This window comes from Nakamurella sp. A5-74, from assembly GCF_040438885.1.
Taxonomy (GTDB): domain Bacteria; phylum Actinomycetota; class Actinomycetes; order Mycobacteriales; family Nakamurellaceae; genus Nakamurella.
The window spans coordinates 1965881-1985554 of the sequence record NZ_CP159218.1 but is presented as its reverse complement, the minus strand read 5'-3'; the positions used below and the strand labels follow the sequence as shown (position 1 = coordinate 1985554).

The 19674-nt window shown below is 69.6% G+C and carries 20 protein-coding genes; 6 read left to right on the top strand and 14 right to left on the bottom strand.

Going from position 1 to position 19674, the window contains the following annotated elements; translation table 11 throughout:
• Window positions 1-11 precede the first annotated feature (11 nt).
• Both ABLG96_RS09185 and ABLG96_RS09180 read right to left on the bottom strand, forming a co-directional pair.
• Entirely contained in the window at window positions 12-854 is an 843-nt protein-coding gene (locus ABLG96_RS09185; RefSeq protein ID WP_353651033.1) for an ABC transporter permease, read from the bottom strand.
• Between the two features lie 55 nt (window positions 855-909).
• Complete coding sequence (locus tag ABLG96_RS09180) at window positions 910-1899, bottom strand: ATP-binding cassette domain-containing protein (RefSeq protein ID WP_353651446.1); 990 nt, start codon at window positions 1897-1899, stop codon at window positions 910-912.
• A gap of 208 nt (window positions 1900-2107) precedes the next feature.
• Between ABLG96_RS09180 and ABLG96_RS09175 the strand changes: the two genes are divergently transcribed.
• Together ABLG96_RS09175 and rpmB are read left to right on the top strand one after the other, a co-directional pair.
• A complete protein-coding gene (locus tag ABLG96_RS09175; RefSeq protein WP_353651032.1) occupies window positions 2108-2872 on the top strand; it encodes an isocitrate lyase/phosphoenolpyruvate mutase family protein in 765 nt (254 codons plus the stop codon).
• 244 nt (window positions 2873-3116) lie between these two features.
• Window positions 3117-3308 (top strand): 50S ribosomal protein L28, encoded by a 192-nt coding sequence (gene rpmB, locus ABLG96_RS09170; RefSeq protein WP_353651031.1) that lies wholly within the window; start codon window positions 3117-3119, stop codon window positions 3306-3308.
• Between the two features lie 141 nt (window positions 3309-3449).
• Here the strand turns inward: rpmB and ABLG96_RS09165 are convergent, their stop codons facing one another.
• From ABLG96_RS09165 to ABLG96_RS09150, 4 genes are all read right to left on the bottom strand, one after another.
• Window positions 3450-3713 carry a hypothetical protein gene (locus tag ABLG96_RS09165; protein WP_353651030.1) on the bottom strand — a complete coding sequence of 88 codons (264 nt, stop codon included), beginning with the start codon at window positions 3711-3713 and terminating at the stop codon, window positions 3450-3452.
• 160 nt (window positions 3714-3873) lie between these two features.
• Window positions 3874-4983, bottom strand: coding sequence for a branched-chain amino acid aminotransferase (locus ABLG96_RS09160; protein ID WP_353651029.1), 1110 nt, complete (start codon window positions 4981-4983; stop codon window positions 3874-3876).
• Window positions 4984-5043: 60 nt separating this feature from the next.
• A complete protein-coding gene (gene gcvT, locus ABLG96_RS09155; RefSeq protein ID WP_353651028.1) occupies window positions 5044-6165 on the bottom strand; it encodes a glycine cleavage system aminomethyltransferase GcvT in 1122 nt (373 codons plus the stop codon).
• An 85-nt stretch (window positions 6166-6250) separates the two neighbouring features.
• A complete protein-coding gene (locus tag ABLG96_RS09150) occupies window positions 6251-6760 on the bottom strand; it encodes an SRPBCC family protein (protein ID WP_353651027.1) in 510 nt (169 codons plus the stop codon).
• 164 nt (window positions 6761-6924) lie between these two features.
• Between ABLG96_RS09150 and ABLG96_RS09145 the strand changes: the two genes are divergently transcribed.
• On the top strand, window positions 6925-8415 hold the full coding sequence (locus ABLG96_RS09145) for a leucyl aminopeptidase (protein WP_353651026.1): 1491 nt from the start codon (window positions 6925-6927) through the stop codon (window positions 8413-8415).
• 414 nt (window positions 8416-8829) lie between these two features.
• Here ABLG96_RS09145 and ABLG96_RS09140 read toward each other — a convergent pair whose 3' ends face one another.
• The 3 genes from ABLG96_RS09140 to ABLG96_RS09130 form a co-directional block, all read right to left on the bottom strand.
• Window positions 8830-10260 (bottom strand): glucose-6-phosphate dehydrogenase, encoded by a 1431-nt coding sequence (locus ABLG96_RS09140; protein ID WP_353651025.1) that lies wholly within the window; start codon window positions 10258-10260, stop codon window positions 8830-8832.
• A gap of 109 nt (window positions 10261-10369) precedes the next feature.
• The gene (locus ABLG96_RS09135; RefSeq protein ID WP_353651024.1) at window positions 10370-10765 is read right to left on the bottom strand and encodes a DUF2256 and DUF3253 domain-containing protein; all 396 of its coding nucleotides are present in this window, start codon (window positions 10763-10765) and stop codon (window positions 10370-10372) included.
• 38 nt (window positions 10766-10803) lie between these two features.
• Window positions 10804-11148, bottom strand: a complete 345-nt coding sequence (locus ABLG96_RS09130; RefSeq protein WP_353651023.1) for an oxidoreductase — start codon at window positions 11146-11148, stop codon at window positions 10804-10806.
• Between the two features lie 158 nt (window positions 11149-11306).
• On the opposite strand from ABLG96_RS09130, the gene ABLG96_RS09125 reads away from it, so the two are divergent.
• The 3 genes from ABLG96_RS09125 (at window position 11307) to sucB (ending at window position 15265) form a co-directional block, all read left to right on the top strand.
• Entirely contained in the window at window positions 11307-11612 is a 306-nt protein-coding gene (locus ABLG96_RS09125; RefSeq protein ID WP_353651445.1) for a DUF1905 domain-containing protein, read from the top strand.
• Window positions 11613-11811: 199 nt separating this feature from the next.
• Complete coding sequence (gene lpdA, locus ABLG96_RS09120; RefSeq protein WP_353651022.1) at window positions 11812-13188, top strand: dihydrolipoyl dehydrogenase; 1377 nt, start codon at window positions 11812-11814, stop codon at window positions 13186-13188.
• A gap of 145 nt (window positions 13189-13333) precedes the next feature.
• On the top strand, window positions 13334-15265 hold the full coding sequence (gene sucB, locus ABLG96_RS09115) for a 2-oxoglutarate dehydrogenase, E2 component, dihydrolipoamide succinyltransferase (RefSeq protein WP_353651021.1): 1932 nt from the start codon (window positions 13334-13336) through the stop codon (window positions 15263-15265).
• Window positions 15266-15407: 142 nt separating this feature from the next.
• Here sucB and ABLG96_RS09110 read toward each other — a convergent pair whose 3' ends face one another.
• Genes ABLG96_RS09110 through recO form a run of 5 tightly spaced genes read right to left on the bottom strand, consistent with a single transcriptional unit; the run spans window position 15408 to window position 19518 of the window.
• Window positions 15408-15866, bottom strand: coding sequence for a YdeI/OmpD-associated family protein (locus ABLG96_RS09110; RefSeq protein WP_353651020.1), 459 nt, complete (start codon window positions 15864-15866; stop codon window positions 15408-15410).
• A 41-nt stretch (window positions 15867-15907) separates the two neighbouring features.
• Window positions 15908-16819, bottom strand: coding sequence for a TIGR03943 family protein (locus ABLG96_RS09105; RefSeq protein ID WP_353651019.1), 912 nt, complete (start codon window positions 16817-16819; stop codon window positions 15908-15910).
• Window positions 16820-16832: 13 nt separating this feature from the next.
• The gene (locus tag ABLG96_RS09100; protein ID WP_353651018.1) at window positions 16833-17861 is read right to left on the bottom strand and encodes a permease; all 1029 of its coding nucleotides are present in this window, start codon (window positions 17859-17861) and stop codon (window positions 16833-16835) included.
• Window positions 17858-18694 carry an isoprenyl transferase gene (locus ABLG96_RS09095; RefSeq protein WP_353651017.1) on the bottom strand — a complete coding sequence of 279 codons (837 nt, stop codon included), beginning with the start codon at window positions 18692-18694 and terminating at the stop codon, window positions 17858-17860. Before ABLG96_RS09095 ends, ABLG96_RS09100 begins: the two co-directional genes overlap by 4 nt.
• Window positions 18691-19518 (bottom strand): DNA repair protein RecO, encoded by an 828-nt coding sequence (gene recO, locus ABLG96_RS09090; RefSeq protein WP_353651016.1) that lies wholly within the window; start codon window positions 19516-19518, stop codon window positions 18691-18693. The genes ABLG96_RS09095 and recO overlap by 4 nt, the downstream gene beginning before the upstream one ends.
• Window positions 19519-19674 lie beyond the last annotated feature (156 nt).

Here is a 19674-nt window from a genome sequence, read left to right as displayed (position 1 = left end):
TGGCTCGGGCGTCAGAGCTGACGCCGATAGCTGCGCAGAGCCAGCGGGGCGAAGATCCCCACGACGATGACGCAGCCCAACAGCGCCCAGCCGACCTGACCGGTGATCCGGCCGTCGTTGGCCAGGTCGCGGGTGGCAGAGACGATGTGCGACACCGGGTTCACGTTGACGAACGCCTTGAGCCAGCCGGGCAGCGAGTCGGCCGGCACGAAGGCGTTGGACAGGAAGGTGAGCGGGAACAGGATCATCATCGACACCCCGGACAGTCCTTGGGCCGACTTCATCACGGTGCCGAGAAAAGTGAAGATCCAGGCAAGCGACCAGGCGGAGACGATGATCAGCGCGCACGCGCCGAGGACCCCCCAGAACCCGCCGCCGGGGCGGTACCCCATGGCGAAACCGGTGGCGAAGGTGAGCACCGTCGCGATGACGTAGCGCACCGAGTCCGCCAGCACCGGCCCCGCGAGCGGCGCGATCCTGGACATCGGGAGCGACTTGAACCGGTCGAAGACTCCCTTGTCCATGTCGTCGCGCAGGGTGACGCCGGTGGCCATGCAGGTGGTCAGTGCCGTCTGGACGAGAATGCCGGGGATCAGCAGCGGCAGGTAGGCGCTGACGCCACCCGCGATCGCGCCGCCGAAGATGAAGCCGAACATGGCGGTGAACAGCAGCGGCTGGATCGCGACATCGATGAACTGCTCGGGGTTGCGCCGCATCTTGATCAAGGTTCGGCCGGCCATCAGCCAGGTCTGACGGACGGTCTCCCGCAGGCCGACGTGGCTTGGCAGGTGGGCGGGAGGCTGGGTGGTGCGGGCCGGTGCGGCGTCTGCCGCGCGGGTGTCGGTGATCGTCATGATGACTCCTGGGAAGGCTGCAGGGAGGATGGGTTGTGGTGTGGCGGGATGACGATCAGGCCGCCGGCTGGGCGGCGCCGGCGTCGTCGTCGTGGGTGGGCTCGCCGGTCAGTGCCAGGAAGACCTCGTCCAACGTGGGTTCCTGGACCTTGATCTCGGAGACCTCGATCCCCCTGTCGCGCAAGGCGATCAACGCGGTGACGGTCTCGTCCGACGTCCGCAGCGGGACCACCAACCTGGCGGACTCGGGTGATCTGGTCGCGGCCCGGTCCAACGTGACCGAGACGATGCCGACGGCCTCGTCGATGCGATCGGCATCGGTGATGCCCACCGCGAGCGTTGACGATCCGATGGACGACTTCAGTTCGGACGACGTGCCTTCGGCCACCTTCCGGCCGCGATCGATGACGGCGATCCGGTCGGCCAGCTGATCGGCCTCGTCCAGGTACTGGGTCGTGAGCAGGATCGTGGAGCCCTGACGGACCAGATCCCGGATGGTGTCCCACATCTGCCCGCGGGTCCGCGGGTCCAGACCGGTGGTCGGCTCGTCGAGGAAGATCAGCGGTGGTCGGGAGATCAGGCTCGCCGCCAGGTCGAGCCTGCGACGCATCCCGCCGGAGAACTGCGACAACGGGCGGTCGGCGGCCTCGGTCAACCCGAAGCGCTCGAGAAGATCCAGTGCGGTGACGGACGCCTGCTTGCCGGACTGGCCGTGGATCCGCGCGAACAGCCGCAAGTTCTCCCGGCCACTCAGCTTCTCGTCGACCGACGCGTACTGCCCGGTGACGCCGATCAGCTGCCGCACGATGTGGCCCTCGGTGGCGACGTCGTGCCCGAAGATCGTCGCCGTGCCGGCGTCGATGCGCAGCAGGGTGGCGAGCATCCGGATGGTGGTGGTCTTGCCGGCGCCGTTCGGTCCGAGCACACCGAAGACCTGGCCGGCGGGCACCTGCAGGTCGATCCCGTCGACCGCGCGGACGCCCTTGAACTGCTTGACCAGGCCGTGCGCGTCGACGGCCAGGGCTGACGTGGTCGAGGATTTCATCATGGGACTCCTGAACTGAGGAAGGTGAGCTGCCCGTGACCGGGCGCGTCGGCGTGGCGCTGCCGACTCCCATCAGCTTCATCCGAGGGAGTTTCACCACGGTTTCGTCATGGCGATCGCCGGTTTCACCGCTCCGGCTGGACGCTCCGACGTCCGGAGTTCCGAAGCTGCGCGGAACATCCGGTCGGCAGGCTCGGTTGTGACGGGCATGACCGACCACACCCCCACCGCCCTGGCCGCTTGCGCCGATGTGCTGCTCGCCCTGCACCGTCCCGGGGATCCGGTGGTCCTGCCGACCGTGTGGGATGCCTGGTCCGCAGCGCTGTCCGCGGAGGCCGGATTCGCAGGCCTGACCGTCGGCAGCCATCCGGTCGCCGACTCGATCGGCCGCGCCGACAACGAGGGCATGACGTTCGAGGAGCTGCTCACCCGGCTGCGGCAGATCATCCCGGCCGTCGACATCCCGGTCTCGGTGGACATTGAATCCGGCTACGGACAGGAACCCGCCCGGCTCATCGAGGGCCTGCTGGAGGTGGGCGCCGTCGGGCTGAACCTCGAGGACACCGTCCACTCCCAGGGTGGCCGGCGCCGGGATCCGCAGGAGCACGCCGATCTCGTCGGCGCCCTCCGCGCCGCCGCCGACGCGTCCGGCGTGCACGTGGTGATCAACGCCCGCACCGATGTGCTGCTGCGGGTGGAGACCACCCCGGAGCGGGTCGCCGATGCGATCGACCGACTGGACCGCGCCGCGAAGGCCGGCGCCGATGTGCTCTACCCGGTCGGTGTGCACCCGGACGACATCTGGCAGCAGTTGGTCTCCGCGCTACCCCTGCCGCTCAACGGCATCGCCCACCCCGGTGACGACGACCTGGCGCACTTCAGGGCCATCGGGGTCGGCCGGGTCAGCTTCGGACCGCGGTTGCAGGGCGCACTCGCCGACCACGCCCGGTCTCTGTTAGGCGCCTGGCGCTGAACCGTCGCCTGGCCGCAGCTGGTCACGGCAGTTTGTACTGATCAACGCGCTCCGGGTATCGTGAGGGGGTTGCCCGACATCGACCGGGTCAGCTGGCATGTCAGCTGATGTCACCGTCGGGCTCTTCTGTTGCTCCCGATCCGGTGGAGCTGCAGGTCAGCGGTACCGAAGATCCGAACATTCAATCGACAACGCGATCGCGCGAGCAAGACCCGCGAACGCCTGGAAGTGGGAGTGAGCCGAGATGGCTGCCGTGTGTGACGTGTGTGGCAAGGGCCCGGGCTTCGGGATGAGTGTGTCGCACTCGCACCGGCGGACGCATCGCCGGTGGAACCCGAACATCCAGTCGGTGCGTGCGCTGATCGCCCCCGGCACGGTGCGCAAGGTCAACGCCTGCACCTCGTGCCTCAAGGCCGGCAAGGTCACCCGCGGCTGATCCAGCCGCACACCGGCCCGCCTCTGCCGGCATTTCTTCTCCGGCACCTTCCGCGGCGTAGGAGAGTCGATCAGGCAGTGATCCCGCTGGGATCGCTGCCTTTTCGCATGTCCGGGGCGGGTTCCGGAGAATGCCCAGCAGTCATCGAATGCTGACGACCGCCATCCGCACGTCACCGGCGGCACGACCGTCGGCGTCCACCGCTGCAGACACCGGTGCCAGCACCCGCGGTCCGATCACCGGTTCGGCCAGCATCACCCGATGCAGGTGGAGCAGGCGCCCTGCGATTGCCACCCGAACGGGCAGCACGGTCGCCTCACCCTCGTCGCGTGCCGGGCCACCGATTCGGAGGTCCGCGATCGTCGCCGGTTCCACGGTCACCGCCGCATCGAGCGTGTCGGACACGTTCTGGGCCTGGGGACCGCCGTCCCCGTCAGCAGCGCGCCGGGCTGATCCAGGAAGACCGTGTCGGCAGCCGGCCGGCGAGCGTCTCGAGCTTGCCGGGCGACGTCGTCGTGCGGTGGATGGTGGCCATCGGCAGTTCCCTGGGTGCGGTGTGGCGCGATCAGTCGGCGAGGGTGACGCGCCAGCTGTGCGCGTCGGGAGCGGTGCCGTTCTGGATGCCGACCAGGGCATCACGCAGCCGGGTGGTGACCTCCCCGGTGACGCCGCCGTTGATGGCGAACTGGCCGCCGTCGTACTTGACGCCGCCCACCGGGGTGAGCACGGCGGCGGTCCCGCAGCCGAACACCTCGGTCATCTCGCCGGCGTCGATCGTCTTCTCCCACTCGTCCGTGGAGATCCGCCGCTCGGTGGCGGTGAAGCCGAGATCACGTGCGACCTGCAGCACCGAGTCGCGGGTGATACCGGGCAGCAGGGATCCGTTGAGCTCGGGTGTGACGATCTCGACCTGACCGTCGGGCGTACCGAAGACGAAGCACAAGTTGTTGGTGCCCATCTCCTCGATCCACCTGCGCTCGACGGCATCCAGCCAGACGACCTGGTCGCACCCCTTGGTGGCGGCGTCGGCCTGGGCGATCAGCGAAGCCGCGTAGTTGCCGCCGGTCTTGACGGCCCCGGTTCCGCCGGGGGCCGCCCGGACGTACTCGGTCGACAGCCACACGGTCACGGATTCCTTGCCGCCCTTGAAGTAACTGCCGGCCGGTGAGGCGATCAGGCAGTAGGTGACCTTCGACGACGGCCGCACCCCGAGACCGACCTCGGAGGCGAACATGAAGGGGCGCAGGTACAACGACTGGCCGGGGGCGGAGGGCACCCACCGCTTGTCGGCGGTCACCAGCTCGCGCAGAGACTGCAGGAACAGCTCCTCGGGCAGCTCCGGCATCGCGAGCCGGGTGGCCGAGGAGTTGAGCCGTGCGGAGTTCCGCTCCGGCCGGAAGCCGGCAACGCTGCCGTCGGGCTGGCGGTACGCCTTCAGCCCCTCGAAGATCTCCTGGCCGTAGTGCAGCACCATCATCGCGGGATCGATCGTGAACGGTTGGTACGGAACCAGCCGTGCGTCGTGCCAGCCCTGCTGGGCGTCCCACTCGATGAGCACCATGTGGTCGGTGAAGTGGACACCGAAACCGGGCGCCCGGAAGATCTCCGCGAGCCGCTCGTCGGTGACGGGTGACGGGTTCGCTTCACGACGGAACTGCACGGCCTGATCAGTCATGACGCCACGATATCGCGAATAGTAGGACGTCCTAGCGTCGGGTTCGCCGCACGACGACCGTCAGCGGACGTGCGACTCCACGAAGGGCGGCGCCTGCACCTGCACGCGGAGCGGACGACCGCGGACGTCGACGATCAGCTCGTCGCCGTCCTGGATCCCCGCAGCGGTGTCGATCAATGCCAACGCGATCCCCTTGCCGAGGGTGGGCGAGTGCGTACCGGAGGTGATCTCGCCGAGCGCGCGCCCGTCGGGGCCCTTGACCTGTTGGTGGGCCCGGGGGATGCCGCGGTCCAGGGCGACGAGACCGCGCAGTGTCCTGGTCGGTCCGGCGGTCTTCTCGGCGATCAGGGCGTCCCGGCCGAAGAATGCGTCCTTCTTCCAGCCGACCGCCCAGCCGGCCCGGGCCTGGACCGGGGTGATCTCGGTCGACAGGTCCTGACCGTGCAGCGGGTAGCCCATCTCGGTCCGCAGGGTGTCCCTGGCACCGAGCCCAGCGGCGCGACCACCCAGGGGCGCAGCAGCGACCAGCAGCGCGTCCCACAGCGGCCGGGCGACGTCCCACGCCGGAAGCAACTCATAACCCCGCTCGCCGGTGTAGCCGGTGCGGCAGACGCGCACCGGGAGACCCTCGTAGGTGGCGTCCTGCCACGACATGTAACCCAGCTCGGTCGGCAGCCCGACCGCGGACAGGACCGCCGCCGACTGCGGACCCTGGACGGCGATCACGCCGTACTCACGGTGCCGGTCGAGCACCTCGACATCTTCGGGCGCGACCCCCTGCAGGGCAGCGACGACCTTCGCGGTGTTGGCGGCGTTCGGCACCAGGAAGACCTCGTCATCCGAGACGAGGTAGGCGATGAGATCGTCGGTCACTCCCCCGGTCCCGGTGCAGCACAAGGTGTACTGAGCCTGACCCGGCCCGATCTTCCGCAGATCGGCCGAGAGCGTCGCGTTGACGAACGCGGCAGCACCCGGCCCGGTGACGGTGGCCTTGCCCAGATGCGAGACGTCGAAGATACCGACCGCTTCGCGGACCGCGGTGTGTTCGGCGATGACGCCACCGCCCTGGTACTGGATGGGCATCTCCCAGCCACCGAACGGCGCCATCGTCGCGCCCAGCGCGACGTGGGACGCGTGCAGGGGCGAGTGCAGGAGTGCGAGCGGTTCGGACGCTGGGGACATGGCGCCCACCGTATCGCCCGCGCAGTCCGACATGCACGGTTCAGCCGACCCGCCGCCGCGGCGATCCCGGCACGCCGGATGACGCTCAGCCCTCGAAGACCGCCTTCAACCGCTTCAGCGTCGAGGCGATGTTCCGTCGCTGGAAGTCGGCGAACGAGCTTCCGCCGGTGGCGATCCGGTCGAACACGGCGGCGAGCGCGTCCGGCCAGCGACGGTCGTCCGTCCAGACCTCGACGACCCGGGTGCCGCCGGTGGGGTCCGCGTCGAAGCGGTACTCCCAACTGGCGATCGACGCGTTCAAGCGCGGCGTGCGCAGGCCGATCCGGTGGACCCGGAAGGCGAATCGACGGCCCGGATCCGCGGCGGTCACGGTGCACCGCGTCACCCAGGTCGCCCTGCCGCGCCGATTCGTGCCGACGAACGACGTCCCGACCACCGTGCCGGTCGGCGATCCCGCATCATGACCGTCGACGACGGCGCCCTGGTTCTCCGGGCTCCACGAACCCATCGCCGTCGGATCACTGATCCGGTCGTACAGCTCCTGGGGCTCGGCGGCAATGACGATCGAGTCGGAGACGCTCAGCGTGCGGGGCATCGTTCGAACGTACGCGGCGCGCCGTGGACGGACGGCCGTCCTGTGCGCCGGACGCTGCGCCGGTCGCACCACCACCTGCGGCGGACGGGACTATCGTCGTGCCGGACCACCCGCTCGTCCCAGAGATCGAGCAGCAGCCGACCACCACCCCAGGAGACGCGCCCGTGCCGAGCAGCACCACCACCCTCTCGTTGACCACCTCCGCCCCTGCCGGGATCAAAGCCGATGCCCTGATCGTCGGCGTGCACGCCAGCGCCGAAGGGCCGCTGCTGACCCACGAACCGACCCCCGAGTCGCCGTGGCAGGCGATCACCGATGCCGCCGCCCTGGCCGGACTCACCGGTCGCCCGGGCGACGTCGCGACACTGCCGGGCGGCGACCTGGTCGCTGCGGATCGGCTGGTCCTGGTCGGCCTCGGCGAGGTGGAGAAGCTGACCCCGGAACGAGTTCGACGAGCTGCGGGGGTGGCTGCCAGGGCGGTGGCAGGACTGCGCACGGTGGCAACCACGCTGTCGGCGGTCGACCTGACGGCGACCGCCGAGGGTCTGCTGTTGGGCTCCTACCAGTTCGAGGCCTACAAGGGTGCGAGGAAGGCCGCGGTGCGGACCGTCCGGCTCGTCGTCCCGAGCGCGGCCAAGGCAGCGAAGGACGAGCTGCAGCGCGCGGTCGTCACCGCCGAAAGTGTCCTGCTGGCAAGGGACCTGGTGAACACCGCCCCGAACGATCTGTTCCCCGCGTCGTTCGCAGAGCGGGCCCGTGCCGCCGCCGAGACGGCCGGGCTCAAGGTGCAGGTGCTCGACGAGAAGGCGTTGGCCAAGGGCGGCTACGGCGGCATCCTCGCGGTCGGCTCCGGTTCCGTCCGGCCGCCGCGCCTGGTGCGGATCAGCTATGCGCCGCGCGGGGCCAGGACCTCGGTCGCCTTGGTGGGCAAGGGCATCACCTTCGATTCGGGCGGCATCTCCATCAAGCCGGGGCCCGGTATGCCGGACATGACCTCCGACATGGCCGGCGCCGCCGCCGTGGTGGCCACGGTGATCGGTGCCGCGGCGCTCGGCCTGCCGATCGCGGTGACCGCCACCGTCCCGCTCGCCGAGAACCTGCCCTCCGGGAGCGCCTACCGACCGGGCGACGTCATCACCCACTACGCCCCGCGCGGTCAGCAGGCGACGACCTCGCACATCCTCAACACCGACGCCGAGGGTCGCATCGTGCTGGCCGACGCGATCGTCCGGGCCTGTGAGGACGGGCCGGACTACCTGTTGGAGACCGCCACCCTGACCGGCGCCCAGCTGGTCGCGCTCGGCGACCGCACGATGGGCGTGATGGGAACCGACGAACTCCGTGACCGGGTCGCCGAGCTGGCGCGGGAGTGCGGCGAGGACGGTTGGGCGATGCCGTTGCCGGAACACCTGCGCGAGGGGCTGGACTCCTACCTCGCTGATCTGCAGAACATCTCGAACAACCGCTACGGCGGAATGCTGGTAGCCGGTCACTACCTCGGCCACTTCGTCGCCGACGGCGTGCAGTGGGCTCATCTGGACGTGGCCGGGCCGGCGTTCAACGGCGGCGCGACCTACGGCTACACCACCCAGGGTGGTACCGGGGTTCCGGTCCGCACGCTGCTCGCGACGCTGGCCGATCTCGCCGCACGGTGAGCTGATCCCTCGGGAGTACCCCGAAAACGCACGGAGCCGCCGGACTGATGTCCGGCGGCTCCGTGCATTGTCGACCGCGGCGTTGGTGAACCTGGGTCCACGAACACTCTTGTCGGCGACGGCCCTGCCAGTGCGCCTCTCGGCACGTGGCCGCTCGTAGCGGCGAAAGGGGTGGTACCCGGGGCATGTCCAGGGCCGCCGACCTGATCAACGACCGGATGCCGGAAATGATTCCCGGAGGCGCGGATCCGAGTCGTACCGACCATGACCACCGCGAACGTCGGGTCCCAGCGACCGTCAGGTCCGCGAACGTGGCGACCAAACGACCGACAGGTCCGCGAACGTGGCGACCAAACGACCGTCACGACCGCGAACGTGGCGACCAAACGACCGTCAGGTCCGCGAACTTCGGGGTCAGGTCCAGCTGTCGGGTCCGGCACTGCCGGCCGGGTAGTCGTCCATCGGGACCTCGCCGGCCTGCCACGCCCGCAGCACCGGCTCGATGATCTCCCAGCAGCGGACTGCGGCGTCCTCGCGGACCGAGAACAGCGGATCGTCGTTCAGCACACCTGCCAGCACCGCACCGTACGGGTCGAGCTGTCCGCTGGGGGGCGGGCCGGACATCTCCAGCTTCGCCACCCGCACCGGGTTGTCGGCCGAGGTGATCGGCAGTTCGAGGCTCGCGTCGCCGTCCTTGAGCGGAATGCGCAGCACCGACGGCGCCGTCTGCTCGCCCAGCCCGTCGATGGTCTGCTCCGGCACGCGGAACTCGACCCTGATCTCCTGACGTGGATCTCCGATGGCCTTGCCCGAGCGCAGCAGGATGGGAACGCCGCGCCACCGGTCGGTGTCCACGGCGACCTGGATGACCGCAAGGGTCTCGGTGTCGTTGTCCTTCTCGACGCCGTCCTCCTCGAGATAGCCGGGAACCTGCTTGCCCTCGACCTCGCCGGCGACGTACCGCCCCCGCCGGGTCGAGGCCTGCGGGTCGTCGCCCGCAATCGTCGTGGCAGCCAGCACTTCGCTGATGCGGTCGCGGAACGCGGTCGGCTCCAGCAGATCAGGCCGTTCCATCGTGATCAGGGCGAGCACCTGCAGCAGATGGCTCTGGATCATGTCGACCAGGGCGCCGGCGCCGTCGTAGTACTGCGCCCGACCCTCCAGGGCCAGCGTCTCGTCATAGACGATCTCGACGGAGTTGATGTGCTCGCTGCTCCAGACCGGACCCAGCAGACCGCTGGCGAAGCGCAGTCCGAGCAGGCCACGTACCTGGGAGCGGGTCAGGAAGTGGTCCGTGCGATGCACCCGATCCTCGGGGACCAGTGCATGCACCTTCTCGGTGAGTGCCGCAGCGGATCGGGCGTCGGTACCGAACGGTTTCTCGAAGGCCAGCACGGTGTCCGCCGGGAGATCGACGTCTTCGAGCGCACCCACGATGTCGTCGACCACCGCCGGTGGCAGGGCGAAATACAGCACCGGGGTGCGGCCGTCGGCGGCGTCCAGCAGATCCCGTAGATGCTGCGGTTCGGTGGGGTCGCCCTGGAGGTACCTCGTCGAGCGGAGTACATCGTCGATCGCTGCCGGGTGGGCATCCTGTTCGTCATCAGCCAGCAACGACGCGGAGACCTTGTCCCGCCACTCGTCGTCGGAGACCTCGCTCCGGCCGGTGCCGATCAACCTGACGGACGGGGCCGACTCGGTGCGCAGCAGCGTCCCCAGACCGGGTACCAGCAGACGTTCGAACAGGTCGCCGGACGCGCCGAACACGATCAGCGCCGTTCCACCGTCCTGGCCGGTCCCCTGGGCACTGTCGCGGCGCTCGCGCGGGTGCTGCTCGGCTGCCAATGTTCTCCACTTTCGCTGGTGTGGTTCGCGGACTCGACGGTCCGCGCCGCGCGGGCGGGACCGTCCGTCCCATGCCCAACGGGCCGGCGGGCGACACCCGGCCGGCGGATCAGGACGTGGCCGGGTTGCCCGGATCGTCGGTCGACCGCAACCGGATGGGGCCTCTGGCAGTCGACGGATCGACCACCTTCCCGCGCTGGACGATCTCGATCCGTCCCTGCGCCACCAGTCGACGAGCAGCCTGCCGGCTGGGCTCCATCAGGTCCCGCCAGGCGTCGCCGCCGACCGCGCGCGCCGCCTCGCTCGGGCAGATGGTGGCGTCGTGTTTCCGTTGCGCCAGCAGGTCCAGGATGGACCGCTCGAGGTCGGCATCGACGCTCGTCGGACGGCGGATGCGGCACCTCTGCGAGCAGTACTTGACCTCGTCCCAGCTGTCGGCCCATTTCTTGCGCCAGGTGATCCGGCGACCACAGGTCGCGCACGTCTTCTCTCCTGCGACCGGCACCATTTCGACGGTAGTCCTCGCCGCAGCGAGCACCCGGTTCAGTCGCCGACGGCCTCGCCGCGCTCCTGACGCTGCCGCAGGATGGTCTGTCTGCGCGAGAAGTCGCGCATGCGCTGCGGATAGCCGACCACGGTCGCGTCGTAGATCGGGATGCCGTGTTTCCGCGCGAACTGCTTGGCCGCCTCGGGCGAGGGAGTCCGGCGACGGATGAACTCGCCGTCGTGCGCGATCAGCACGACGGTGTTCTCGGTGAAGGCGGTCTTCGGTTCGACGTAGGCCTCGACCCCGCGGTGCGCGAGCAACCACTCGGTGAGCGCGTCTGTGCTCTGCCGTCGCTCGGACGTCGACTGCGACGACTTCTTCCTGCGTGCAAACCACCCCATGACGGACATCCTGCCGTACGGGCCCGGCGGAACCGGCTGATCGAGGCAATTGCCGCGAGCGCGTCGCAGGGCAGTCGGGTCGCTCACTGGGCCGCAACCGCCGGGGCCGCCGGCCGGTGTCGTGGTGGCCGGTCAGAATGTCGACCATGCACGCATCGCTGAGCGCGACATTCACCGCGCCGCTGTGGAAATGGGATGCCCGCGTCGAGGAGGGCTGGTTCCTGGTTTCCCTCCCGCAGGACCTCTCGGACCACATCCGCGACCTGACCGCCGGCGGGCCGCGCCGTGGGTTCGGGTCGGTGAGGGTGACGGTGCTCGTGGGCAGCAGTCGCTGGCGGACCTCGATCTTCCCCGGCAAGGACGATGCGCCGTACGTGCTGCCGATCAAGAAGGCCGTGTACCTGCGTGAGGGTATCGAACTGGGCGACCCCGTCACCGTGCACCTCGACGTCCTCGACGGCTGAGCAACGGGTGTCGGACGAGACCGTTGCGGGCACCGGATCAGCGTTGCGCGAACGCACCGGAGCCGGACGTGCTGCTCTGCGGCGCCAATGACAAGATGGAGGGTGCTCTCGGCGAACGGACCCACCCGGTCCTCGCCGAGCGCCCTGCCGACACCCACGGCATCACCGCCCCACCACCGCAAGGAGCGCATCGAACACCATGACGGACACGAACGTCGACCTGATCGTCCTGGGCGGTGGCACCGCCGGCTACGCCGCTGCCATCCGCGCCTCGGAACTCGGCTCGAAGGTGGTGCTGATCGAGAAGGACAAGCTCGGCGGGACCTGTCTGCACCGCGGCTGCATCCCCACCAAGACGCTGCTGCACTCGGCCGAGGTCGCCGACGAGGCCAAGCATGCGGCCGGCGTCGGCCTCAAGGTCACCTACGACGGCGTCGACATCGCCGGCCTGCACAAGTACAAGGACGACATCGTCACCCGGCACTGGAAGGGCCTGCAGGGGATCATCAAGTCCCACGGCATCCAGGTCGTCGAGGGCACCGGGACCTTCGTGGGACCCAACTCCGTCAAGGTCGGCGACGACACCTACACCGCGACGAACGTCGTGCTGGCCACCGGCTCCTACTCGCGCAGCCTGCCCGGTCTGGAGATCGAGGGCCGGGTCATCACCAGCGAACAGGCCCTCGGACTGCAGTGGATCCCGGAGAAGGCCATCGTGCTGGGCGGCGGCGTGATCGGCGTCGAGTTCGCCTCCATCTGGGCCTCTCTCGGCGCCGAGGTGACGATCGTCGAGGGTCTCCCCTCGCTCGTCCCGGCCGAGGACCCGTGGATCGCCAAGCAGCTGGAGCGCGCCTTCCGCAAACGCAAGATCGCGTTCAAGACCGGCGCCCGGTTCTCCGGCGTCACCCAGGACGACTCGGGCGTCACCGTCACCCTGGAGAGCGGCGACGAGCTGAAGGCCGATCTGCTGCTGGTGGCCGTCGGTCGTGGCGCGGCCACCGCCGGGTGCGGCTTCGAGGAGGCCGGCATCACGATGGACCGCGGCTTCGTCATCACCGACGAGCGACTGCACACCAACCTGCCGAACGTGTACGCCATCGGCGACATCGTCCCCGGCCTGCAGCTGGCGCATCGCGGCTTCCAGCAGGGCATCTTCGTCGCTGAGGAGATCGCCGGGATGAACCCGGTCGTCATCCCCGACCGCAACGTTCCGAAGATCACCTACTGCGATCCGCAGATCGCCTCCGTCGGATACACCGAGGCCGGTGCCGTCGAGGCCTTCGGCAAGGACGCGGTCGAGACCTATACCTACAACCTGGGCGGCAACGGCAAGTCCGACATCCTGCAGACCGCCGGTGGCATCAAGGTCGTCCGCGAGAAGGACGGCCCCGTGCTCGGCATCCACATGATCGGTGGCCGGATCGGCGAGTTGCTCGGCGAGGCCCAGCTGATCGTCAACTGGGAAGCCCACCCGGAGGACGTCGCACCGCTGCTGCACGGTCACCCCACCCAGTACGAGGCCCTGGGCGAGTCGATGCTCGCGATGGCCGGCAAGCCGTTGCACGCCGGTCACTGAGACCCGGCCGCCTAACCCTCAGCAGCACAGCTCGTCAGCAGCACAGCTCGTCAGCAGCACAGCTCGTCAGCAGCACAGCTCGTCAGCAGCCCAGCTCGTCAGCAGCACAGACTCATCAGCAGCACCGACCAGGGAGAACAGATACATGTCGCAGTCCGTGCAGATGCCGGCCCTCGGCGAGAGCGTCACCGAGGGCACCGTCACCCGTTGGCTCAAGGCGGAGGGGGACACCGTCGAGGTCGACGAGCCCTTGCTGGAGGTCTCGACCGACAAGGTCGACACCGAGATCCCGTCTCCCATCTCGGGCGTCCTGGAGAAGATCCTCGTCGCCGAGGACGAGACCGTAGCCGTCGGCGCCGACCTGGCGATCATCGGTGACGGCAGCGGTTCTGCTGGTGGCGAGACATCGGAAGGGTCGGACGGGGATTCCGCCGACTCAGCGGCGGAGCCGGCACAGACCGACGACGCGGCCGAGCAGGCCGAGCCCGAACCCGAGGCAGCTCCCGCGGAGCAGGCAGCTCCGGCCGAGGCGCCCAGCACGGAGTCCGAGGCTCCTGCCGAGAAGCCGACGGCCGATGTGAAGCCGTCCGGTGGTTCCGGTACCCCGGTGACGCTGCCCGCGATGGGTGAGTCGGTCACCGAGGGCACCGTCACCCGCTGGCTCAAGCAGGTCGGTGACGAGGTCGCGGTCGACGAGCCGCTGCTCGAGGTGTCCACCGACAAGGTCGACACCGAGGTGCCGTCGCCCGTCGCCGGCACCCTGCTGGAGATCACGGTCCAGGAGGACGACACGGTCGAGGTCGGCGGCCAGCTGGCCATCATCGGGTCCGCGGGAGCGGCACCTGCCGAGAAGTCCGAGCCCGAGCCCCAGCCCGAACCCGAACCTGCCCCGGAGCCCGCTCCCGAACTGAAGCCCGAGCCGGCCGCCGCACCCGCACCACCGGCATCGGCGCCGACTGTGGATTCCGGCGGAGCCGGATCGTCCTATGCGGGCCCCGCAGCCGAGGACGAGACCATTCAGGACGTCGAACCCACCGCACCGCCCGCTCCCCCGGCAGCCCCGGTCGCGTCGCCGGCCGCCAGCCCCACCCAGTCGCTGGCGCCCAAGGACACCGGCGGCTCGTACGTGACCCCGGTGATCCGCAAGTTGGCGCACGACAACGACGTCGATCTGTCGAGCATCACCGGCACCGGCGTCGGCGGGCGGATCCGTCGGGAGGACGTCGTCAAGGCGGCCCAGGCGGCGAAGGAGTCCGCGGCAGCACCCGCCGCGGCCGCCCCGGCAGCTCCGGCACCCGCAGCCGACGCGCCGGCCGGGTCGTCCGTCCCGAAGCCCGACGAGGCGGCCAGCGCCTTGATCGGAACCACCCAGAAGACGCCGCGGATCCGACAGGCGATCGCCAAGAACATGGTGGCCGCGCTGCAGACCGCCGCGCAGCTCACCTCGGTGATCGAGGTGGACGTCACGAAGGTGGCCGCGCTGCGTGCCAGGGCGAAGTCGGGCTTCGAGGCACGCGAGGGCGTCAAGCTGACGTTCCTGCCGTTCTTCGTGAAGGCCGGCATCGAGGCCGCCAAGGCCTTCCCGGTGGTGAACTCCAGCCTGTCCGAGGACCTCAAGGAGCTCACGTACCACGGACACGTCAACATGGGCATCGCCGTCGACACCCCGCGTGGGCTGATCGTGCCGGTGATCAAGAACGCCGACGATCTGAACCTGGCCGGGATTGCGCGCAAGATCGGCGATCTGGCCGCGCGCACCCGCAACAACAAGATCGGCCCGGACGAGCTGTCCGGCGGCACGTTCACCGTCACCAACACCGGCAGTGTCGGGACCCTGTTCGACACGGCGATCTTCACCCCGCCGCAGTCGGCGATCCTCATCACCGGAGCCATCGTCAAGCGTCCCGTGGTGATCAAGGACGTCGATGGCAACGACGCGATCGCGATCCGCTCGATGGCCTACCTGGCACTGTCGTACGACCACCGCAACGTGGACGGCGCCGATGCTGCCCGCTTCCTGCAGGCAGTCAAGAAGCGCATCGAGGGCGCCGAGTTCGAGGGCGACCTCGGGCTGTGAGTCGGGCGCCCCGCTGAGCCGACGTCAGTGTCGCGGGTCGAGCGGGCGCCGAGGTTGTCGCTGGTGTTGAGCGCTCGCGCTGGCAACAAGGACGTCCTTGTTGCCAGCGGATGCCCGCATCGCCAGCGGGAACGCGTGCGGGTCAACCGGCGAGATCGGCAGCGATCTTCGCGACACGCCGCTCGCGGGTGGCGGCCGCCTTGGCCGACTCCACCGCCATGACGTGCGCCTTGCGAGCGCTGGGTGCCAGCCTCTCCCAGGCCGCCTGCGCGCTGGGTGCCGCGGCCAGGGCGGCTGCCAGGTCGGCCGGCAGTTGGACGGTCCGCGGCACGGCGTCCAGGGTCAGTTCGACCGTGATCGGATCACCACCGGCCAGTCCGGTGGCCGCCCGCTTCTCGGAGGAGAACGAGATCAGATACTTCCCACCCATCGACGCGACGGTGCTGGAGTAGCTGAAGTCGGTCACCGACGGGCCGGAGACCGTCACGCTGACCGCCGGCCGCTTGCCCCCACCCAACTCCGCCAGCAAGTCGGGCGGCACCTCGATCCCGGTGTTGTTGCCCGAACTCAACAGTTCGGTCTCGTAACGCACTCCGGCCATTCCGGTCTCCCTTCGTCGATGAACGGCGCCGTACTCCAGAGTCAGTGCTCGTACGGGTCGGTCGGCTGCTGGACCTGCTCGATCGATCGCACCTCGACGACCGGTACATAGTTGTTGGCCTCGGTGGCGGTGCCCTCCTGCGCGGTGACGACAGCGGCCACCCACGAGTTCACCGGGAACGGCGCCGAACCGTCGACATGGATCCGGGTCGGGTTCGCGTCGGCTGCGCAGCAGTTGATCGCCATCCGGGCGATCGTGTAGCCAGCGGTGTAGCCGTCGCCGGCCGGCGAGATGAATCCGACGACGGTCACCGGGGTGGTGGCCACCGAGTTGGTGCCGTCGTACAGCGCGCGCATCACGAGGTCCTTGACCCCGATCACCGGGTTCGGCCCGGCGGGCAGCGGATCGAACGGGATGGTCCGGCGACCGACGCTCGATCCGCTGCCGGCACTGCCGCTGCCGTCGTTCGGGGCGTAGCCGTCCGCGGCGGTCTTCTTGATCGGGGTCGGAGCCTGCCCGACCAGACCCTGCGCTCCAGCGCTCCGGGCGACCGCGTCTGCTCCCAACGCGGCCGGTGAGACGACCACCAGCATCAGGATCGGGGCGAGAATCATCCAGGCCGCCCGCGACCTGTCGTGCTGGTGGCCGTGTGCGTCGTGGGCTCCCCGGTCGGCTCTGTCACTGTCGGCTCTGTCACGGTCGGCACTGTCACTGTCGCCGTGATGACCGGCGTCGGCACCGGCCCGACCTGCGGCCGCCCTGTCCCGGCGGACCTCTCCGCGCACCACGGTCACCAGCGAGACGATGCCGATGCCCACCAGGATGATCCCGGCCGCCATCAGCAGCGGCCCGAACCCGGGACGGACGTAGGAGGTGAACTTCCCGGAGACAGTGATACCGATGAGCAGGCCACCCAACAGGCCGACCACCACGGACTGGGCTTCCTTGTTCATCCGACGTGCTCGTTCATACGAGGCTCCCTCCCCAGAAGACCAGGCCGACCCCGAGTCCGACGGTGACGGCGACCAGCATCGTCAGCGGTGCGAACCGGACGGCGAACCGGCGTCCGAACGTGCCTGCCTGCAGGGCGGCGAGCTTGACATCGACCGCGGGTCCGACCGTCAGGAAGACCAGCTTGCCGACCATCGGGATGGTGCTGAAGGAGGCGACGACGAATGCGTCCGCCTCGCTGCACAGCGCCAGCATGAAGGCCAGGACGGCCATCAGCACCACCGACAGCGCCAATGATGAACCCACGTGCTCCATCCAGACGTTCGGCACGAAGACCTTGAACGACGCGGCGACGATGGCACCCAGCACCAGGAATCCGGCCGCTTGGGTGAAGTCGGCCCGAACGGTCGACAGGAAGACCCCGAACCCGCGGGCATCCTGCCCCTCGGGCGCGAGACTGCGGCGGGGAGTCAGCCATTCCGGCTTCCCGATGCGCTCCCAGATCAACCCGACGATCACCGCCGTCGCGAGGCCGGCGATGAGACGCGCCCACACCATCCGTAGGTCGGAACTGAAGGCCACGGCGGTGGCCACCAGCACCACCGGGTTGATGGCGGGCGCGGAAAGCAGGAAGGCGAGCGCCGCCGACGGGCGGACGCCGCGATCCATCAGACGGTTCGCGATCGGGATCGATCCGCACTCGCAGCCGGGCAGCAGTGCCCCGGCGGCTCCGGCCACCGGGACGGCCAGTCCGGCCCGCTCCGGGAGGATCTTCTTGAACAACGACGCCGGCACGAACGCGGCGATCGCCCCGGACACCACCGTCCCCAGCACCAGGAACGGCACCGCCTGGACGCAGATGGAGACGAACGTCGTCGCCCAGGTGCCCATCCCGGGTGCAGCGAACAGGTCAGCGAGCGGGCCGCGGAAGACGATCCCGACGAGCAGCAGCGCGCCGAGGATCTCGACCGAGCCCGGCCGGTAGCGCCGACGGCGGGTGGCGACGGCGGGCTCGGTCACCTTCGTGGAGTGCGTGAGGCTCATCGGGTCCCCCCGTCGGGTTCGTCGCTCGACGCCCAGGCCGGGTCCTGCGCCGGCTGCGAGATCGCCCCGCCGAACCTGCGGTCGCGGGCGGCGTAGATCTCGCAGGCCCGCCACAGCTCGCGCCGGTCGAAGTCGGGGAACAGGGTGTCCAGGAAGACCATCTCGGCGTACGCCGATTCCCAGAGCAGGAAATTGCTGGTGCGCTGCTCGCCGGAGGAGCGGATGAACAGGTCGACGTCCGGCATGTCCGGGGCGTAGAGGTATTTCGCGAACAACTTCTCATCCACCTTCCGGGCGTCGATCAACCCGGCCGCCGCGTCCTGGGCGATCGCCCGCGCCGCGTCGGCGATCTCCGCCCGGCCGCCGTAGTTGACGCACATCGTCAACGTCAGGACGTCGTTGTCGGCCGTGAGTTGCTCGGCGGCCCGCAGTTCGTGCAACACGCTGCGCCACAGCCGCGGCTTGCGGCCTGCCCACCGGACCCGGACGCCCCAGTCGTTCATCTCCACCCGGCGGCGACGGATGGTGTCGCGGTTGAAGCCCATCAGGAAGCGCACCTCGGCTGCCGAGCGCACCCAGTTCTCGGTGGAGAACACGTACGCGGACAGGTGCCGGACCCCCAGCTCGATACAGCCGGCGACGACGTCCATCAGCTGCGCTTCTCCGGCCTGGTGGCCGGCGGTGCGGGGCAGCCCGCGGGCATTCGCCCAACGACCGTTGCCGTCCATCACCAGCGCGACGTGCCGCGGAACCAGGTCCGCGGGAATGGCCGGCGGCCGGACGCCGCTGGGATGCGGTGGTGGTGCCTGGTAGCGCTGCGCCTGGAACGTCATCGGGGGAAGGTCACCTCGAGCTGGGAGGTTTCATCGGGGACGCCAGGTGCGGGCGGAACGGTTGCCGGCGGAAGCAGCACCCTGGTCACCGGCTCGATGCGGTCCACCAGCGGCAGCGATCGCAGCCCGCGTTCCAGGTGGTATTGCACCAGCGCAGCCACCAGCCCGGAGGCCTCCCGGCGGTGAGAAGTGGGGGTGTCGTCCGCGGTCGCCCAATCACCTTCGGCAAGGGCCACCATCAGCGCCATTGACACCGGCGACGGACGCGCCGCCCCGACCGAGCGGCAATCGGGGCACAGCAGACCCCCGGCTGCGATGTGGAACGCCGCATGCGGTCCGGGGGTGCTGCACCGTGCGCATTCCCGCAGCGCAGGCGCCCATCCGGCCAGCGCCATCGCCCGCAGCAGGAACGCATCCAGTGCCAGCGACGGATCCCGGCCGGCCTCGGTCAGCGCTCGGAGCGCGGCGACCAGCAGCAGGTAGAGCCGCAGGCTCGGCTCGCGCTCCTCTGCCGTCAGACGTTCGGCGGTCTCGGCCATCGCCACCGCACTGGTGTAGCGCCGGTAGTCGGCACCGATGGAGCCACCGAAGGCGTCGATCGATTCCGCCTGGGTGACGATGTCGAGATTCCGGCCGGCGTAGAGCTGCAGGTCGACGTGGCTGAACGGTTCCAGCCGCGACCCGAACTTCGACCTCGTCCTGCGGACGCCCTTCGCCACCGCCCGGACCCGCCCGTGGGTACGGGTGAGCACGGTGACGATGCGGTCGGCCTCACCGAGCTTCGTCACCCGCAGCACGACACCCGAGTCGCGGTAGGTGGGCATGAAGACCATCGTGCCACCGTGCACCGACGACGCGGCCGCACCGCACCGCGGCCCCGGGCCGCTCACCCGCAGGTACCGAGGGAACCGCAGGCCCGGTCCGCTGGTCGGACGGACATCGCTGGTCGGCAACGCACCCGCCGACCCGTCGGCCTGATC

Bases quoted from the DNA above. Each gene is read 5' to 3' on its own strand.
- gcvT (WP_353651028.1), bottom strand. From the start codon at position 6,165: ATGTCCCCAGCGTCCGAACCGCTCGCACTCCTGCACTCGCCCCTGCAC.
- lpdA (WP_353651022.1), top strand. From the start codon at position 11,812: ATGACGGACACGAACGTCGACCTGATCGTCCTGGGCGGTGGCACCGCC.
- ABLG96_RS09100 (WP_353651018.1), bottom strand. From the start codon at position 17,861: ATGAGCCTCACGCACTCCACGAAGGTGACCGAGCCCGCCGTCGCCACC.
- sucB (WP_353651021.1), top strand. From the start codon at position 13,334: ATGTCGCAGTCCGTGCAGATGCCGGCCCTCGGCGAGAGCGTCACCGAG.
- ABLG96_RS09175 (WP_353651032.1), top strand. From the start codon at position 2,108: ATGACCGACCACACCCCCACCGCCCTGGCCGCTTGCGCCGATGTGCTG.
- ABLG96_RS09160 (WP_353651029.1), bottom strand. From the start codon at position 4,983: ATGACTGATCAGGCCGTGCAGTTCCGTCGTGAAGCGAACCCGTCACCC.
- ABLG96_RS09150 (WP_353651027.1), bottom strand. From the start codon at position 6,760: ATGCCCCGCACGCTGAGCGTCTCCGACTCGATCGTCATTGCCGCCGAG.
- ABLG96_RS09095 (WP_353651017.1), bottom strand. From the start codon at position 18,694: ATGACGTTCCAGGCGCAGCGCTACCAGGCACCACCACCGCATCCCAGC.
- ABLG96_RS09180 (WP_353651446.1), bottom strand. From the start codon at position 1,899: ATGAAATCCTCGACCACGTCAGCCCTGGCCGTCGACGCGCACGGCCTG.
- rpmB (WP_353651031.1), top strand. From the start codon at position 3,117: ATGGCTGCCGTGTGTGACGTGTGTGGCAAGGGCCCGGGCTTCGGGATG.
- ABLG96_RS09105 (WP_353651019.1), bottom strand. From the start codon at position 16,819: ATGAACAAGGAAGCCCAGTCCGTGGTGGTCGGCCTGTTGGGTGGCCTG.
- ABLG96_RS09110 (WP_353651020.1), bottom strand. From the start codon at position 15,866: ATGGCCGGAGTGCGTTACGAGACCGAACTGTTGAGTTCGGGCAACAAC.
- recO (WP_353651016.1), bottom strand. From the start codon at position 19,518: ATGCCCACCTACCGCGACTCGGGTGTCGTGCTGCGGGTGACGAAGCTC.
- ABLG96_RS09185 (WP_353651033.1), bottom strand. From the start codon at position 854: ATGACGATCACCGACACCCGCGCGGCAGACGCCGCACCGGCCCGCACC.
- ABLG96_RS09130 (WP_353651023.1), bottom strand. From the start codon at position 11,148: ATGGGGTGGTTTGCACGCAGGAAGAAGTCGTCGCAGTCGACGTCCGAG.